The sequence below is a fragment of the Collinsella sp. AM18-10 genome (assembly GCF_003471585.1).
Lineage (GTDB): Bacteria > Actinomycetota > Coriobacteriia > Coriobacteriales > Coriobacteriaceae > Collinsella.
Window position 1 is genome coordinate 43,198 of the sequence record NZ_QRJO01000003.1, and the last position, 16,232, is coordinate 59,429.

The window sequence follows — 16,232 nt, forward strand, 5'->3', positions numbered from 1 at the left end:
TCGATGATTGACCTTCAAACGCTGACGATCTCTTATGGAAAGAAGGTGCTCGTAGATTCGGTGAACGCTGAGTTTGCCCCGGGTACGGTCTACGGTCTCGTCGCTCCGAACGGGCATGGAAAGACGACGTTGCTGCGTGCGATGGCAGGTTTGCCGGGTCCTCGCGTGGACGGGAGCATCGTTCTGGATGAGGTGCAGGGTACGGGTGCGAGAGAGGTCCGTTCTATGATCTTCTATGCACCTGGTGAGGGGACGCTGCTGTATCCCGGATTGCGTGCGGAAGATCACCTCAAGATGGTTTGCGATATGTGGCCGCATGCTCGCGATATCGAAGAGATAGTGGAACAAACGCAGATAGGCGAGTTCGCGAAGATGAGGATCCGCACTCTGAGCCAGGGCATGAAGCAGCAGCTTACCCTGGCGATTGCGTATGCGACGGGCGCGCGGTACCTTCTATTAGATGAGCCCATGAACGCGCTCGACCCCAGCAGGGTGGACTTGCATTCCGAGATTCTCAGGAAGCTGGCCGATTCTGGTACGTGCATCATCATGTCATCCCACATCTTGGATTCGGTCGATAGGCTGTGCGATGAGATTCTGTTTTTGAAGGATGGGAGGCTCATTAGAAGCATTCCGCAAGATGATGCTGCGCCGAAGTCTCCTGGATCCCATTTCGCAAAGCCTGCCGGACGCGCCGAGGGTGCGCTAAGCACGTATCGGCGACTCTACGAAAAGGGCGGGTAGAAATGCAAGTTGAAAATCTATGTGGCCAATGTGATACCGTTGAACCCGCATATCGATACCGCTCAGCCATTCGCCTCGCCCCCGTCGCACGTATCTTCATCCGGTCTGTTACTTTTAATCTAACAATTCTTTGAGGAACGTAGGTGCTTCTAAATGTACTGTCGACTTCTTCTCAAACTAATCCTAAGAGACAAGGCCGTATGGATCTCTACGCTCGTTCTCGCTGCAGCCTTCTCCATCCCCATTGCGTTCAATTCACCCATTTACGGCCCCTTCTTTATGAAGCAGGGCATGCAGGGCTTTGTCGACGCATTCAATACGCGCGCGCCCCAGGCCAGCGGCACAGACCTATCTCCAGAGCAGCAAAATGACGCGGAGCTTGCAAGATACGCGAACGCCGCCCTTGCCGCTCAAACCGACGCCGCCTTTCTCGATTCTGCCGAGAGCTACTACGCGCTCATGGGCGAAGGCTTCCAATCCGGGTCCATCGTGGGAGACCGAGAGACCAATGACGCAGCGCTCGCATATTGCCGTGCCCTGAGCAGCTCCGGCATCACGGATATCCCGGCCTCCGCAAACGACCTGCCATTCCTTTCCTTCCTGCCTTACGCCATTGCCACGGCGCCGTCTTTCCTTCCCTTCATCCCCTTCCTTCTCTCGTCGATACTCGTGCTCGGCGCCACAAGGCCCGGGACCCTGGCGGCAAAGGCGCCCGTGCCCAAATTCCGGCGCCTTATCCAGATCGTGTTTTCGATAATCGCCGCGGGGGCCGCGATGCTCCTCGCCGGCCTCGCACCCGGGGGCATTTACGCCTTGGCCCTAAACGGCTTCGGGCAAATTGGGTACCCGATCGCCTTCTTCCATGACGGCGCGCTTACCACCACGACCGCGGGAAACGTCTTCACAGCCCTGCTTCTCGCGCTTCTTGCGGGCGGAACCTTGATATCCGTTTGCTCCGCCGTCCTATCGACCGCAACGAGGCGCGTCCTCGCAGGCCCCCTTGCCTCCGCGCTGCTTGTCGCGGCCCCGGTATTCCCGCTACTGTCCGATTCGGCACTGGGGCATAACGCCGCGCTCAATCTCCTGCCGCTGGCCGTGTTCTCGCCTATCGAGGCAACGGGTTACGTAGGATGCTTCCCGACAGAATTCATTGACTCCGGTTCAGGCAGCGCATCGATGCTTGCCGTGGCCCTGATATACGTCGCAGTCTTTTTTGCGGTCGGCGCCGTTGCGACACGTTCCCCCAAACAGCCTGGACCCGCGAAAAAGCACCATGGGCTCGAGCTTCTGGACGTGAGCGTGGGATACGGAAGCACGACGATACTTTCAATCGGATCGCTTTTCCTGAGCCCGGGAACGGCGGCGGGCCTCATTGCTCCCAACGGCTCGGGGAAAACCACCCTTCTTGAAGCGCTGTCGGGCCAATTTCCCACCCGCATCCGCTCGGGAAGCCTGGCGGCAGACGGAATCTGCCAACGTCGATCAGCCGAATTTGCAGAACTCGTCTACCTGAGCTCTTCGGGCAGCGCGGATCTCTATCCCACGCTATCGGCCATCGAGCACCTTGCTTTCGTTAGGGAGGCGTGGAAATCGGCCGCCGACATCGACTCGCTCTGCAGCTCCCTCGGAATCTCCCCATATCTCGACAAGCCGACCCGTAAACTCTCGACAGGAATGAAGCAGCAGGTAAAGCTTGCCATGGCGATATCGACCGATTGCCCGTACCTTATCCTCGATGAACCGCTGAACGGCCTCGATCCGGGAAAGCGGAAAACCTCCTGCGACGCGATGCGCAGCGAGGTGGCGCGGGGACGAAGCGTGCTCATTTCAAGCCATCTGCTCGACGACCTGGCAGACCTCACCAACTCGTTCTACTTCATCGAGGCCGGCACGCTCGTGGAAAAGATCAAGTCGTCCTCGCAGACGCTCAAGCAGGAATACCTCGATACATACGAGCGAGGTGAATGACATGAAACTATTTGAACAGCTGAAGTCCAATGCGTCGCGCATGGCTGTCTACGCCATCCTCGTGGCAACGGCTTTATGCGGAATCGCGGCACCCGTCTATGCGCTCAACGGGGAGAAAGGCGATGTCGAACCCGCGTACATGGCTTCGACGGTTAAGGACCGGTACAAAGCCTTCTCTGGAGACACGTTTTACGTAGCAGAGTACGACACGATCTACCGTCAGCTTCGCTACAACAAGGGCTACGACTATCTAGGCGCAGAGGCAATCAGCTATACGTCGGGTTGGTACCGCTCCAACTATGGACACATAACCCAGTTCAAGTGTAACTACCGTGTGTACAACTAAAGCAACCGGCCGGGACGAGGGGTGACGCAAAAGCGTCGCCCCTCGTTTTTAACCATGTCAACTGAACCTAGTTCAGTTTGGTTGATTTCCGATCTCAGCCGAACACATTGAGCGGAAAGGCCGTTCCCGCAGTCAGTCGAACGTCCCCGGGGCCCTTCTCAGGCCCCGGGGACGGCATTTTCCCAGTTGAAGGAACGGTGGAGATGTGTTTCGATGGGTCAGATTCGTGTCGTTCCGAAAAGACCGTGAACCTTTTGTGGGACACGCGGCGCCGTGGTACCATAGCCGAGTTTGTTGTCTTGGTCGGAAACCAAGACGCCTTATGCGCTGATCGGTAACCAGCGCCTGACCAATAAGGAGTCCTACCATGAAGCAGGGTATCCATCCCCAGTATGTCGAGTGCACGGTGACGTGCTCCTGCGGCAACACCTTCAAGACGCACGCTACCGTGTCCGAGATGAAGGTCGAGCTTTGCAACGAGTGCCACCCGTTCTACACCGGCCAGCAGAAGTTCGTCGACACCGGTGGACGCGTCCAGCGCTTCGCCGACAAGTTCGGTGGCGCCGCTGCCGCCCAGCTCAAGAAGGCCGAGGAGGCCAAGGCTGCCAAGGCTGCCAAGGCTGCTGAGGCCGAGGCCGCTCGCAAGGCCGCCGCTGAGGCTAAGGCTGCCGAGAAGGCCAAGCGTGCTGCTAAGTTTGCCGAGGAGGCTGCCAAGCAGGCCGCCGAGGCTCCCGCAGAGGCTCCCGTCGAGGAGGCCGCTGCCGAGGCCGAGACCACCGAGGCTGCTGAGTAAATAGCTCGCCGAGGAATCGCTCGCATTCATGGCATAAGGGCCGTGCATCCGTTTGGGTGCGCGGCCCTTTTCTTTTTATTGGTGCAAGCTAGCTCGTCCCCATTGCACCAGATTGGTGCGGAGGGGACAGGTTGGTTTGCACCAAATGGCAGAGAGACGGCGTTTTCCCAGATAAAAGCTGCCAAAATAAACCAGTCCCTTTTTGGCAGGTTGGTCGTAGTTATTACGTGGCGGTTGAGGTCGACCGCATAGGGTGCGTCCTGTTTGGCTAAAGTACAACTATCTGTGTTTAACTCGCTCGGAGCTGCATGGCACGGGCGATGGCCAAAAAGGAAACAACATGGGATTCATGTCAAAGCTGCTGTCCTTTGGATCCGATAAGGACCTTAAGCGCTACTACAAGATCGTCGACCAGATCAACGGTCTTGAGCCCCAGTTTGAGAAGATGACCGAGGACCAACTCCGCGGCCAGACCGATAAGTTCCGCGAGCGTTACGCCAACGGCGAGTCGCTCGACGACATGCTCCCCGAGGCCTTTGCCACCGTGCGTGAGGCTTCCAAGCGCACCATGGGTATGCGCCACTTTGACGTGCAGCTCATTGGCGCCATGGCACTGCACGAGGGCCACATCGCCGAGATGAAGACCGGCGAAGGTAAGACCCTCGTCTCCACGTTGGCCGGCTATCTCAACGCTATTGCTGGCAAGGGCGTGCACGTCGTTACTGTCAATGATTACCTTGCCAAGCGTGACTCCGAGTGGATGGGCCGCATCTATAAGTACCTGGGCATGACCGTCGGTCTGCTCCAGAACAACATGCCGCTCGAGCTCAAGCGCCCGGCCTACCAGGCCGACGTCACCTACGGCACCAACTCCGAGTTCGGCTTTGATTACCTGCGCGACAACATGGTTACCCGTCCCGAGCAGCGCGTGCAGCGCGGCCACAACTACGCCATCGTCGACGAGGTTGACTCCATCCTGATCGATGAGGCCCGCACCCCGCTGATCATCTCGGGCGCCGGCACTAAGTCCGCCAGTACCTACAAGGACTTCGCGCGTGCCGTGCGTGGCCTTGAGCGCGGCGAGGACGTGTCGCACGACATGCTTACCGCCACCGAGGACGTTGAACCCACGGGCGACTACGTCATGGACGAGGCCAAGCATACCATCGCCGCCACCGAGCGCGGTCTTAAGAAGATCGAGCGCCGCCTGGGTATCGATGACATCTACGCCGACCTTTCGGGTCAGCTGGTCAACCACCTGCAACAGGCGCTGAAGGCCCAGTACATGTTCCACCGCGATAAGCAGTACGTGGTCACCAACGGCGAGGTCAAGATCGTCGACGAGTTCACCGGCCGCATTATGGAAGGCCGCCGTTACTCCGAGGGCCTGCACCAGGCCATCGAGGCCAAAGAGGGCGTGCTCGTACGCGAGGAGAACCAGACCCTGGCCACCATTACTCTGCAGAACTACTTCCGTCTGTATGACAAGCTCTCCGGCATGACCGGTACGGCACTCACCGAGGACGCCGAGTTCCGCGAGATCTACAAGCTGCCCGTCGAGGTCATCCCCTCCAACAAGCCCGTGCAGCGCGTGGACCACGAGGACCTGGTCTACCGCACCATTCAGGCTAAGTACAACGCCGTCGCCGACGATGTCGAGCAGCGTCACGCCAAGGGCCAGCCGGTCCTGGTGGGCACCGTCTCCATCGAGAGCTCCGAGAAGCTGTCCGCCGCCCTTACCAAGCGCGGCATCGCTCACGAGGTCCTCAACGCCAAGCACCATGAGCGCGAGGCCCACATCGTTGCCCAGGCCGGACGCTACGGCGCCGTGACCATCGCCACCAACATGGCCGGCCGCGGTACCGACATCCTGCTGGGCGGCAACCCCGACGAGCTGGTGCGCGAGCGCCTGGAGTACGAGGGCCTGACCATGGAGGACGTGACGCCCGAGCAGCTCGAGCAGTTTAACGCCGAGGCCAAGGAGACCTGCAAGGCCGAGCGCGAGCGCGTGCTTGCCGCCGGTGGCCTGACCGTTATCGGCACCGAGCGCCACGAGTCCCGTCGTATCGACAACCAGCTGCGCGGCCGCTCCGGCCGTCAGGGCGATCCGGGCGAGACCCAGTTCTACCTGTCGCTCGAGGACGACCTCATGCGCCTGTTCGGCGGCGACAAGATGGACCGCGTCTCCAAGATGATGGTCACGGCCGACATGGGCGACGACATGCCCATCCAGCACAAGATCATCTCCAAGGCTGTCGAGAGCGCACAGCACAAGGTCGAGAGCATCAACTTCTCCATGCGTAAGAGCGTCCTTGAGTACGACGACGTCATGAACAAGCAGCGCCAGGTCATCTACGCCGAGCGCAATAAGATTCTGGACGGCAAGGACCTGACCGACCACATCACCGAGGTCATGCACGACACCGTGTACCGCTGCGTGCAGGAGTTCTGCACCAAGGACAGTCACGATGGCGAGCGCGACCTGGAGGGCCTGCGCAAGTGGGTTGTGGAGCTCACCGGCCACATCGATACGCCGAAGTTCCCCGACGAGGATTATGAGGCCCTGGCTGCCGATGTCCTGGCTTACGTAGAGAAGTGCTACAACATGAAGGCCGAGCGCTTGGGCGAGGACCTGATGCGCGAGCTCAACACCCAGGTCATGCTGCGCGTCATCGATACCCGCTGGATGAACTACCTGCAGGAGATGGACTACCTCAAGACCGGCATCGGGCTGCGCGGCTTTGGCCAGCGCGACCCGCTGGTTGAGTACAAGACCGAGGCCTACGGCGCGTTCCAGATACTCGTCGATACCATGTATGAGGATTACCTGCGCACGGTTCTGCGCATCGAGATCAAGGCTGCCCCGCGTGCCGTGGAGCACAAGGAGGAGCCCGCGCTCGAGGGCGCGCGCTTCTCCGGTCCTGCCGAGGTCGATGGTGATAACGGCGACTCGGTGCTGCGCAAGCAGGCGCAGGTGCAGGCCCGCACGGCTGTCCAGGGCGGACCGGCTGCCGTCAACAACGGTGGCAAGGTGACCACCTATCGCAAGTCCGAGAGCGACGATCCGTACGTCAACGTGGGCCGCAACGACCCGTGCCCCTGCGGTAGCGGCAAGAAGTTTAAGTACTGCCACGGCAGGAATCGTTAATGGCTGAGGCTTTAGAGGTAACGCCCGCCGAGCTGGACGCGTTTGCGGACCGGCTCGGCGAGGTCGAGTCGTATCTCCACTTGGACGAAAAGCGCACGCGCGTGACCGAGCTCGAGGCCAAAAGCGTGGCCCCCGGCTTTTGGGATGACGCCGACGCCGCCCGTGTCACCATGGAGGAAATCGCGCGCACCAAGGAAGATATCGCTGCCGTAGACAACGCGCGCGGCGAGCTTTCCGATGCCCGCGCCGCGCTGGAGCTTGCCGAGGAGATGGGGGATGACCCCGATGCCGCCGCCCTTCGCGAGGAGGCTACAGCCACGGCTGAGCGCCTGGCCCGTGCCATCGATGAGCTTGAGCTTTCGAGCTGGTTTACCGGTGAGTTCGATCACGGCGATGCCATTGTGACCATCAAGCCCGGACAGGGTGGTCTGGAGGCCCAGGACTGGACCTTCATGCTCTTTAAGATGTACATGAAGTACTGCCAGCGTCGCGGCTGGAAGGTCACGATTAACGACTGCCCCGCTGCTGAGGTCATCGGCATCGACCGCGCGACCTTTACCGTCGAGGGCAAGGACGCATTTGGCATGCTGCGCGCCGAGGCCGGCGTCCACCGCTTGGTTCGCATTAGCCCCACCGACGACAAGAAGCGCCGCCAGACCACGTTTGCCGGCGTCGAGGTCATTCCCGTGCTACCCGATGATATCGACATCGAAATCAGTCCCGATGACATCCGCGTGGACGTGTACCACGCGAGCGGCCCGGGCGGTCAGGGCGTTAACACCACCGACTCCGCCGTGCGCGTGACGCATTTCCCCAGCGGCATTGTGGTCACCTGCCAAAACGAGCGCAGCCAGATCCAGAACAAGGCCGCGTGCATGCAGATCCTCAAGGCTCGCCTGTACGAGATTGAGCTCGAGAAGCGCGCCGAGGCCCTGGATGAGATTCGCGGACCCAAAACCACGATTGGTTTTGGCAACCAGATCCGCAGCTACGTGCTCTACCCGTATCAGATGGTTAAGGACCTACGCACGGGCGTTGAGACCAGCAACGTCGAGGCAGTTCTTGACGATGGCGACCTGGACCCGTTTGTTATTGGCTACCATCGCTGGGCCACTGGCAACGCTGACGCAGAGATCCCATCTGCATAAACCGCCCGGTTTATGTGGAAATGGATAAAACCCTCCGAGCAGGGTGGTTTTGTATCCAAAGCAAACCCTGCGCAGGGGTGGTTTTTGTTCGGCGAATCGGTAGAATCGAATACAGCAAGAAGTTCGAAGCGCATCCGTTTGGGTGCGCTTTTTTGAGGGAGGTAGCATGGCATATCGTCTGGACATCAAGCGCATTCTATCGATGAACTTCTTTCACGACCTGCCCCAGATTATGTTGGGGTGCGCTCTGGCCGCTATTGCGACCGACCTGTTTTTGATTCCCAACGGCCTTGCTGCCGGTGGTGTTACGGGCCTTGCCACCATTATCCAGGCGGTCGGCGCATCGCGCGGCATATCGCTTCCCGTTGGTATTCAGACGATCGTGATGAACGCCTTGCTGTTGCTGGTCGTTATGCGCGAGGGCGGCATGTTCTACGTGGTGCAGACCGCGACGGGCTTTGTGCTGCTGGGCTTCTTTACCGATCTGTTCGCCCCGTTTGTAGCACCTCTGGCGGATGCGGACCTGATGCTCCCTGCCATGTGGGGCGGCATTATTACAGGCATCGGTTACGGCATGGTGCTGCGCGCCGGCGCCAACACCGGCGGCTCGGACACGATTGGCCAAATCATCTCGCGTAATACCTCGCTGCCCGTGGGATCGACCGTCATGGCGATCGATGTTGCCGTATGCGCGCTGTCGGCTCCGGTCTTTTCAATCGAAAATGCACTATATGCAGGCCTTTCGATGGTCATTAGCGGCTACGTGATCGATGCCGTGGTCGATGGTGGCAACAAACGCCGTATGGTACTCATCATCTCGGACAAGTTCCCTGATATCGCTGCCGATATCATGTATGGCCTGGGTCGTGGTTGTACCAAGTTTAAGGCGACTGGCATGTATTCGGGTGCCGAGAAGCCGGTGATCATGGTCATCGTGAACCGTCGAGAGCTCAATACCCTCAAGACGATCGTGCGCGAGCGCGATCCTCACGCCATTGTGACGGTCGCCGACGTTACGGAAGCTTTCGGCGAGGGATTCAAGGACATTAGCGCGTAGGGCCGACCGCGTCCCATCCAAAAGACGTTCACATTGATAAACCGTTTCATCAGCGGTTCTGCCTGCTAAATTGTTCAAATAATGATAAAAACTCTGGTAAAGCCATCAGTTTCCAGCATAATGAATGACGTACGTGCATTGCGGCTGTGTTGGGATTACCTTCGGTGCCGTGCGCATTTTGTCTAATGAGGATGAAAGGAAGGCACAATGAGCGACGAAGAGCTCAAAAAGGTTGCCAACGAGGTAAGGAAGGGCATCGTCACCGGCGTGCACGCTGCCAAGTCCGGCCATCCGGGCGGTTCGCTCGGCGCTGCCGACATCATGACCTATCTGTACTTTGAGGAAATGAACGTCGACCCGGCCGATCCCCGCAAGGCCGACCGCGATCGCTTTGTGCTTTCCAAGGGCCATTGCGCTCCGGGTCTGTACGCCGTGCTCGCCGAGCGCGGGTTCTTCCCCAAGGAGGATCTTGAGACGCTGCGCCACATCGGCAGCCACCTGCAGGGCCATCCCAACATGAACGACACTCCGGGCGTTGACATGTCCACCGGTTCACTCGGCCAGGGCATCTCCGCCGCCGTGGGCATGGCCGTTGCCGCCAAGCACTGGGGCGACGACTATCGCACCTACGCCCTGCTGGGCGATGGCGAGAGCGAGGAGGGCCAGGTCTGGGAGGCCGCCATGTTTGCCGGCAACCAGCAGCTCGACAACCTCTGCGTGATCGTCGACCACAACGGCCTGCAGATCGACGGTCCCGTCGAGGAAGTCAACGACCCCATGCCGCTCGCCGATAAGTTCCGCGCCTTCAAGTTCCACGTGGTGGAGCTTGCCGACGGCAACGATTTCGACCAGATCCGCGCCGCCTTTGCCGAGGCTCGCGCCACCAAGGGGCAGCCGACCGCCATTATCGCCGAGACCCTGAAGGGCAAGGGCGTGTCCTTTATGGAGAACCAGGTTGGTTGGCACGGCAAGGCCCCCAACGATGAACAGTTTGAGCAGGCCATGGCAGAGCTCACGGCCGCCGGAGAGGAGCTCTAGGATGGCAGACGTCAAGAAAATTGCCACGCGTGTAAGCTACGGCGAGGCCCTCGTCGAGCTCGCCAACGAGCACGATGACTTTGTGGTCCTCGACGCCGACCTGGCCGCCGCCACGCAGACCGGTAAGTTTAAGGCCGCCTGCCCCGACCGTTTCTTCGATGTGGGTATCGCCGAGAGCAACCTGATGGGTGTTGCCGCCGGTATCGCAACCACCGGTCGCGTTGCCTTCGCGAGCACCTTTGCCATGTTCGCCGCCGGCCGCGCCTTTGAGCAGGTCCGTAACTCCATCGGCTACCCGCACCTCAACGTTAAGATCGGTGCCACGCACGCTGGTATCTCGGTGGGCGAGGACGGTGCCACACACCAGTGCTGCGAGGATATCGCCCTGATGCGCGTCATCCCCGGCATGACCGTTATCGTTCCTGCCGACGACGTCGAGGCCCGCGCCGTGACGCGCGCCGCCTACGAGTGCGACGGTCCGGTGTACATGCGCTTCGCCCGTCTGGCCTCGCCGGTTATTAACGACCCCGAGACCTACAAGTTCGAGTTGGGTAAGGGCATTGTCATGCGCGAGGGCGCCGACGTCACCATCATCGCCTGCGGCCTGATGGTCGGCGAGGCTCTCGAGGCCGCCGAGCAGCTTGCTGCCAAGGGCATCGATGCCGAGGTCATCAACATGCACACCATCAAGCCCATCGATGCCGACCTGATCGTCAAGAGCGCCACCAAGACCGGCCACGTCGTGACCGTCGAGGAGCACTCTGTGATCGGTGGCCTGGGCAGCGCCGTTGCTGATGTCCTGTGCGAGCAGTGCCCGACGCCGCTCAAGAAGATTGGCGTCAACGATACCTTTGGCGAGTCCGGCCCGGGCGCCGAGCTCTTGCACAAGTATGGCCTGGACGCCGCCAACATCGTGGCGACCACCAAGGAGTTCTTGGCATAAGGCAAGACGAGGTAAAGTATCGTCTCAACAACCACATCCAAGCCAGAACAGGGGCATCCCCAAAGAGGGCGCCCCTGTTTTTGTTGAATTTAAATTAGAGTCCTGCCAAGCAAAGTTCCCATGGGGAAACGGGCCCATCCCAACAAAGTGCAATTCAGACCCTTCCAACTTTGTATGCGCAGCATCTCAAGTTGGTGCGTCGGCCCCATAGTAGCCGCAGGCCGGGCGCAGGGTTACCTCCCAAATCTTTCCGCAGCGCAGTCCGGCGTTTGTCCGCAGCTCCGCAGGAGCAGGACAAATGCCGGCCATGCGCGAGGACGATTTGGGAGGTAGCCCTGCGCCCGGCCGGTGGGATCCCAAAGCCCGCCATGCTTCTTATGTGCAGCAAAGCTAATGCTGCTAAAATGTAAAGCTCTCATGTAGTTTAAACGCACGACGATAAGGAGCACCAGTGGGTAACCACTTCCGTACCTCCGGTGCGGGCGATGATGCCCCCAAGACGCAGACAGGCGTCCAGGGCAGTCGTTTCGCCACTCCGGATTCAGAGGGCCAGCCTGTTGCTCAGGCCCCCACTCAGCCGGCAGATCAGGCACAGCCGGCATCCGATCCCTTTGCCTACAATCCCACCAGCGATGTCGCGCTTTCCGGCACGGCGGGTTTTGAGCCCGTTCAGGCCGTGACCGCTCGCGTGGAGCAGCCTCAGGCTGGCGCCGCCACACCGCAGCCTACCATGGCCGGCATTCCCGACCCCATGGCCCCTGCGACGCCGGTTCCTCAGCCTGCGCAGTCCGGTCTCTTTGCCGCCATTCCCGATCCCACGCAGCCTGCTGCCCCGGTGGTCGAGAGCGATCAGGCAGCCGAGGTCGCAAGCCTCGATAACGCGCTCAACAACCCCGATTTTACGTCGGTGTTTGCGCCCATCGATCCGCAGGCCAGCCGCAAGAAGATGGCCAAGCAGGCCGGTGTCGAGCCCGTCATCCTTATGGAGCATGTCACCAAGATCTATCCGGCACAGCCCAACAAGCCTGCACTTGACGACATCAACATCGAGATCTATCCGGGCGAGTTCGTCTTCCTGGTCGGTCACTCCGGCTCGGGTAAGACCACGCTGCTGTCGACGCTCAACCGCGACGTCAAGCCGACGAGCGGTCGCATCCTGGTTGCCGGTCAGGACCTCATGAAGATCAAGAACCGCAAGGTTCCGTTCCTGCGTCGCCAGATCGGTGCCGTGTTCCAGGACTTTAAGCTTCTGCCGCAAAAGACCGCCTACGAAAACGTGGCGTTTGCCCTGCAGTGCATCGGCAAGCCCAAGGGCGTCATTCGCAGCCAGGTGCCCGAGGTGCTGCGTCTGGTCGGTCTGGCCGATCAGATGGACTCGCTGCCCGACCAGCTTTCCGGTGGCGAGCAGCAGCGCGTCGCCGTCGCCCGCGCTATGGTCAACCGTCCGCCGCTGCTGATCTGCGACGAGCCCACGGGTAACCTCGACCCGGCGATCTCGCTGGGCATCATGAAGCTGCTCGAGCGTATTAACCGTACCGGCACCACCGTGATCGTCGCCACGCACGACCGCGAGATGGTCGATAGCATGCACCGTCGCGTGATCGCCCTCGAGGGCGGCCACGTTATCCGCGACCAGGAGAGGGGAGGTTACGGCAACTATGGCACCAACTAACGTGGGCTACTCCTTCAAAGAGGCAATCAGTCACTTCTTCCGTAACTGGACTACCTCGCTCGGCGCCGTCATCACGATCTTCCTTTCGCTGTTTATCATCGGCCTGTTCATCATGGGCTCCGCGATGCTGAACTCCGTGATCGGCACCGTCGAGGATCAGGTTGTCATCAACGCGTTCATTAGCGATGACGCCGATCAGGCCGATGTCCAGGCTTTTGAGGCCGAGCTTAAGACGTGGAATAACGTCAAGTCCGTGACCTATAAGGACAAGGACGACGCGCTGGCCGAGTATACGAGCAAGATGTCGGGCAACGCCGACGCCACCATGAGCGCGCTCGATGGCCAGAACCCGCTGCCGGCTTCGTTTGCAATTGAGATGGACGATCCGTCCAAGGTCGAGAGCACGGCAGAGAAGCTCAAGAAGAACGCCGATTTCCAGAAGATCGCGGATGACGGCGACGTCAACGCGAGCGTACTGTATGGCCAGGAGGAAGTGAGCCGCCTGTTCCAGGTGACCAACTACATCCGCATCGCCGCCGTGGTGCTCGTTGGCCTTCTGACCTTTATCGCATTCATCTTCATCAACAACACGATTCGCCTGTCCATCACGGCGCGTCGTCGTGAGATTGCGATTATGCGTCTGGTCGGCGCCAGCAACGGCTTCATTCGTGGCCCGTTTATCACCGAGGGCGTACTGCAGGCCATTTTGGGCTCGCTGCTTTCCATCGGCGTTCTGGAGCTGCTGCGTAATCTGATGATTCCGCGTCTGCAGGAGAGCATCGGCTGGATGTCGTTTGCCCTGCCGATGCAGTACTACCTTGTGACCTATGCTGCGCTGATTCTGGTCGGCGTGATTATCGGTCTCTTTGGTTCTGCCATCGCCATGCGCCGCTACCTGCGCGTGTAGGCATGCCTGGAATTCACCCCTTCCAACGGGTCGTCTCTTATGGGGCGGCCCGTTTTTTTGATCCCTAGGGGACGGCAGGATTGCGGATCATCGTGGCGCTGGTCTATCTATGTGATTCGTTTTCCTCCGTCCCCTAAGGACCATTTGGGTAGACTCTTGGGGTGTAAACGACCATCGATAGTTAGGAGGCGCCATGGGGCGCAATAACAAGCATAAGCGTGGAGCTCGCAATAAGCGCGGGCCGGTGCGCAGCGAGCGCCGTCCGAGCCTGACCGGACGCGTGCAGCTCCATGAGCATAGCGCCTATGTCATAACCGAGAATGGCGACTACAAGGTCATGGGCCGCGGTAAGCGCGAGATCATGGACGGCGATACCGTTGCCGTGAGCATTAAGAACAGCCCGCATGGCGAGCGTCGCGCCGTGATCGAGGGCGTGGTTGAGCGCGCAGCTATAAGCGTGGTGGGCACGTACCAGACCGCCGGTCCGCTCGGTGTGATTGAGCCGCTCGATTCGCGCCTGAAGGCCGACTTCTTCATTTTGCCCGAGGATACCTCGGCGGATCGTCTGGGTGTCCACCCGGGTGATGCCGTTGTCGCGCGCATTTTGACCTACCCGACGCGCCTGGAATCGGGCACTGTGACGATCGAACGCCGCATTGGCGGAGATGACGCGCCCGATTTGGGCGTTCAATATGTGATGGCGCGTTACGGCTATACCGATAGCTATCCCGAGGCCGCGCTAGACGAGGCCGAGGGGCTTTCGCTCGATGTGTCCGCGGCGCTTAAGGACCCGCTCCGCCGCGATCTGCGCGACCGCTTTGTCATCACGATCGACCCTGTCGACGCGCGCGACTTTGACGATGCCATTTCGCTGGAGCGCACACCCGAGGGCGGCTACAAGCTGGGTGTGCATATCGCCGACGTTTCGCACTATGTGGCTTGGGACGGGCATATCGATCTTGAGGCTCGCCATCGTACGACATCGGTGTATCTGGCCGATCGCGTGCTTCCCATGCTGCCCGAACGCCTGTCCTGTGACCTGTGCTCGCTTCGCTCTGACGAGGACCGTCTTGCGTTTACCGTCGATATCGAGCTCGATGCGCAGGGTCGCGTGCGGCATTACGATCCGTACCCCAGTGTGATTCGCTCGCGTGTGCGTATGGACTATGACGGCGCCGAGGCGCTGCTGGTGCGTGCCGGTGCGGTTGAGTATTCGGTGCTGGAGGGTGCGGCCGAGGATGTTGCGGCTGCCGAGACCTCGCGCGAGGAAGCGCTTGAGCGCGGTCTTGCGTGCGAGGAGGCCGCCCGCGGCTACAACATCGACCTCGACGACTTCCTTGTCGCCGCTAACGAACTCGCCGAACTTCGCCGTCGTATTCGTCGCGCCCGCGGCTCGGTCGATTTTGACACGGCCGAGATTCGCGCTCTATTGGATGAGGACGGAGTACCCGTGCAGATTGTGGCGCGTGAACGTTCGTGTGCCACGTCGCTTATCGAGGAAGCTATGCTGCTCGCCAACGAGTGCGTTGCAGAGTGGCTGGCAGACCGTGATATCGAGGCCTGCTATCGCGTGCATGAGGATCCGAGCCCCGATAGCCTGCACGGTGCCGCCGTTGCGCTGGCTCAGCTAGGCATCATCGACGATCGCCGTGCTGCCGGTATTGCCCTGGGGAGTCCCGATGAGCTGCAGGCTGCAGTCGATGCTGCCGCCGGTACGGCCAACGCACCGCTCGTCAACACGCTGCTTCTGCGCAGCATGCAGCGCGCGCTGTACAAGCCGCGCAACGAGGGCCACTTTGCGCTCGCCGCGCCGTGCTACTGTCACTTTACGAGTCCCATCCGTCGCTACCCCGATCTGGTGGTGCACCGCGTACTCAAGCTGCAGTTGGCCTATGAGCAGCTCGGCGGCAAGGACGCCCTGGTCCGTACGCCGCGGCTGATCGGCAAGGGGCGCGAGTCGCTGCCGCGCATTCTGCCGCAGATCTGCCGCGCATGCAGCGATGCCGAGCGCGCGGCAGATGCCGCCAGCCATGCGACGCAAAAGATCAAGATTGCCCAGTACTATGAGGACCGTCTGGGCGAGCGCTATGCCGGAACCGTCTCGTGGGTTAGCAGCATGGGCCTCTTTGTGCGCTTGGACCTAACGCAGGTCGAAGGCTTGGTTTCGATCAAGAGCCTGGGCAACGAGTGGTTCGAGTTCGACGAGGATGCACTTACGCTGACGGGCGCCGACACGGGGGCTCGTTACGAGCTGGGGCAGCGCGTGATCATCGAGGTCTCGCGCGTCAATACCACGCGTGGGCACTTGGACTTTAAGCTTATCCATTAGCCAAATCCCGACTCATGGTGGGGGAGCGGAGGGCGGCCTTTCGGGACCGCCCTCCGCATTTGAATCGTGGCTACCTTGCCGTCTGCTCGGCCGCCCGCTTACCTGCTATTTGAGAGGTAAAACCTACCAAAATAAACCT

Annotated in this window: 12 protein-coding genes; all 12 read left to right on the forward strand. The window is 60.4% G+C overall.

The genetic code is table 11. From position 1 onward, the window contains the following. Positions 1-3: 3 nt before the first annotated feature. The 12 genes from DW211_RS03270 to DW211_RS03325 all read left to right on the forward strand — a co-directional run bounded on the left by DW211_RS03270 (position 4) and on the right by DW211_RS03325 (position 16,093). Positions 4-744: an ATP-binding cassette domain-containing protein gene (locus DW211_RS03270; protein ID WP_117769450.1), complete on the forward strand. Its 741-nt coding sequence runs from the start codon at positions 4-6 to the stop codon at positions 742-744. A gap of 153 nt (positions 745-897) precedes the next feature. Continuing rightward, on the forward strand, positions 898-2,712 hold the full coding sequence (locus tag DW211_RS03275) for an ABC transporter ATP-binding protein (RefSeq protein WP_118259182.1): 1,815 nt from the start codon (positions 898-900) through the stop codon (positions 2,710-2,712). Position 2,713: 1 nt separating this feature from the next. Then, positions 2,714-3,058: a hypothetical protein gene (locus tag DW211_RS03280; RefSeq protein WP_117641063.1), complete on the forward strand. Its 345-nt coding sequence runs from the start codon at positions 2,714-2,716 to the stop codon at positions 3,056-3,058. A gap of 367 nt (positions 3,059-3,425) precedes the next feature. Continuing rightward, positions 3,426-3,851: a 50S ribosomal protein L31 gene (gene rpmE, locus DW211_RS03285; RefSeq protein ID WP_006235303.1), complete on the forward strand. Its 426-nt coding sequence runs from the start codon at positions 3,426-3,428 to the stop codon at positions 3,849-3,851. A 340-nt stretch (positions 3,852-4,191) separates the two neighbouring features. Beyond that, positions 4,192-6,999, forward strand: a complete 2,808-nt coding sequence (secA, locus tag DW211_RS03290) for a preprotein translocase subunit SecA (RefSeq protein WP_118259184.1) — start codon at positions 4,192-4,194, stop codon at positions 6,997-6,999. Beyond that, on the forward strand, positions 6,999-8,147 hold the full coding sequence (gene prfB, locus DW211_RS03295; protein ID WP_118259186.1) for a peptide chain release factor 2: 1,149 nt from the start codon (positions 6,999-7,001) through the stop codon (positions 8,145-8,147). Before secA ends, prfB begins: the two co-directional genes overlap by 1 nt. A gap of 166 nt (positions 8,148-8,313) precedes the next feature. Continuing rightward, positions 8,314-9,204: a YitT family protein gene (locus tag DW211_RS03300; protein ID WP_117746564.1), complete on the forward strand. Its 891-nt coding sequence runs from the start codon at positions 8,314-8,316 to the stop codon at positions 9,202-9,204. Between the two features lie 207 nt (positions 9,205-9,411). Then, positions 9,412-10,242, forward strand: coding sequence for a transketolase (locus DW211_RS03305; RefSeq protein WP_117820409.1), 831 nt, complete (start codon positions 9,412-9,414; stop codon positions 10,240-10,242). Position 10,243: 1 nt separating this feature from the next. Beyond that, positions 10,244-11,185, forward strand: coding sequence for a transketolase family protein (locus tag DW211_RS03310; RefSeq protein WP_118259188.1), 942 nt, complete (start codon positions 10,244-10,246; stop codon positions 11,183-11,185). 451 nt (positions 11,186-11,636) lie between these two features. Continuing rightward, complete coding sequence (ftsE, locus tag DW211_RS03315; protein ID WP_117759469.1) at positions 11,637-12,857, forward strand: cell division ATP-binding protein FtsE; 1,221 nt, start codon at positions 11,637-11,639, stop codon at positions 12,855-12,857. After that, complete coding sequence (ftsX, locus tag DW211_RS03320) at positions 12,844-13,764, forward strand: permease-like cell division protein FtsX (protein ID WP_117778507.1); 921 nt, start codon at positions 12,844-12,846, stop codon at positions 13,762-13,764. The genes ftsE and ftsX overlap by 14 nt, the downstream gene beginning before the upstream one ends. Before the next feature lie 193 nt (positions 13,765-13,957). Further along, the gene (locus DW211_RS03325) at positions 13,958-16,093 is read left to right on the forward strand and encodes a ribonuclease R family protein (protein WP_118259190.1); all 2,136 of its coding nucleotides are present in this window, start codon (positions 13,958-13,960) and stop codon (positions 16,091-16,093) included. Positions 16,094-16,232 lie beyond the last annotated feature (139 nt).

Bases quoted from the DNA above. Each gene is read 5' to 3' on its own strand.
- DW211_RS03305 (WP_117820409.1), top strand. From the start codon at position 9,412: ATGAGCGACGAAGAGCTCAAAAAGGTTGCCAACGAGGTAAGGAAGGGC.
- DW211_RS03300 (WP_117746564.1), top strand. From the start codon at position 8,314: ATGGCATATCGTCTGGACATCAAGCGCATTCTATCGATGAACTTCTTT.
- DW211_RS03275 (WP_118259182.1), top strand. From the start codon at position 898: ATGTACTGTCGACTTCTTCTCAAACTAATCCTAAGAGACAAGGCCGTA.
- DW211_RS03325 (WP_118259190.1), top strand. From the start codon at position 13,958: ATGGGGCGCAATAACAAGCATAAGCGTGGAGCTCGCAATAAGCGCGGG.
- ftsX (WP_117778507.1), top strand. From the start codon at position 12,844: ATGGCACCAACTAACGTGGGCTACTCCTTCAAAGAGGCAATCAGTCAC.
- prfB (WP_118259186.1), top strand. From the start codon at position 6,999: ATGGCTGAGGCTTTAGAGGTAACGCCCGCCGAGCTGGACGCGTTTGCG.
- DW211_RS03270 (WP_117769450.1), top strand. From the start codon at position 4: ATGATTGACCTTCAAACGCTGACGATCTCTTATGGAAAGAAGGTGCTC.
- rpmE (WP_006235303.1), top strand. From the start codon at position 3,426: ATGAAGCAGGGTATCCATCCCCAGTATGTCGAGTGCACGGTGACGTGC.
- secA (WP_118259184.1), top strand. From the start codon at position 4,192: ATGGGATTCATGTCAAAGCTGCTGTCCTTTGGATCCGATAAGGACCTT.
- DW211_RS03310 (WP_118259188.1), top strand. From the start codon at position 10,244: ATGGCAGACGTCAAGAAAATTGCCACGCGTGTAAGCTACGGCGAGGCC.
- DW211_RS03280 (WP_117641063.1), top strand. From the start codon at position 2,714: ATGAAACTATTTGAACAGCTGAAGTCCAATGCGTCGCGCATGGCTGTC.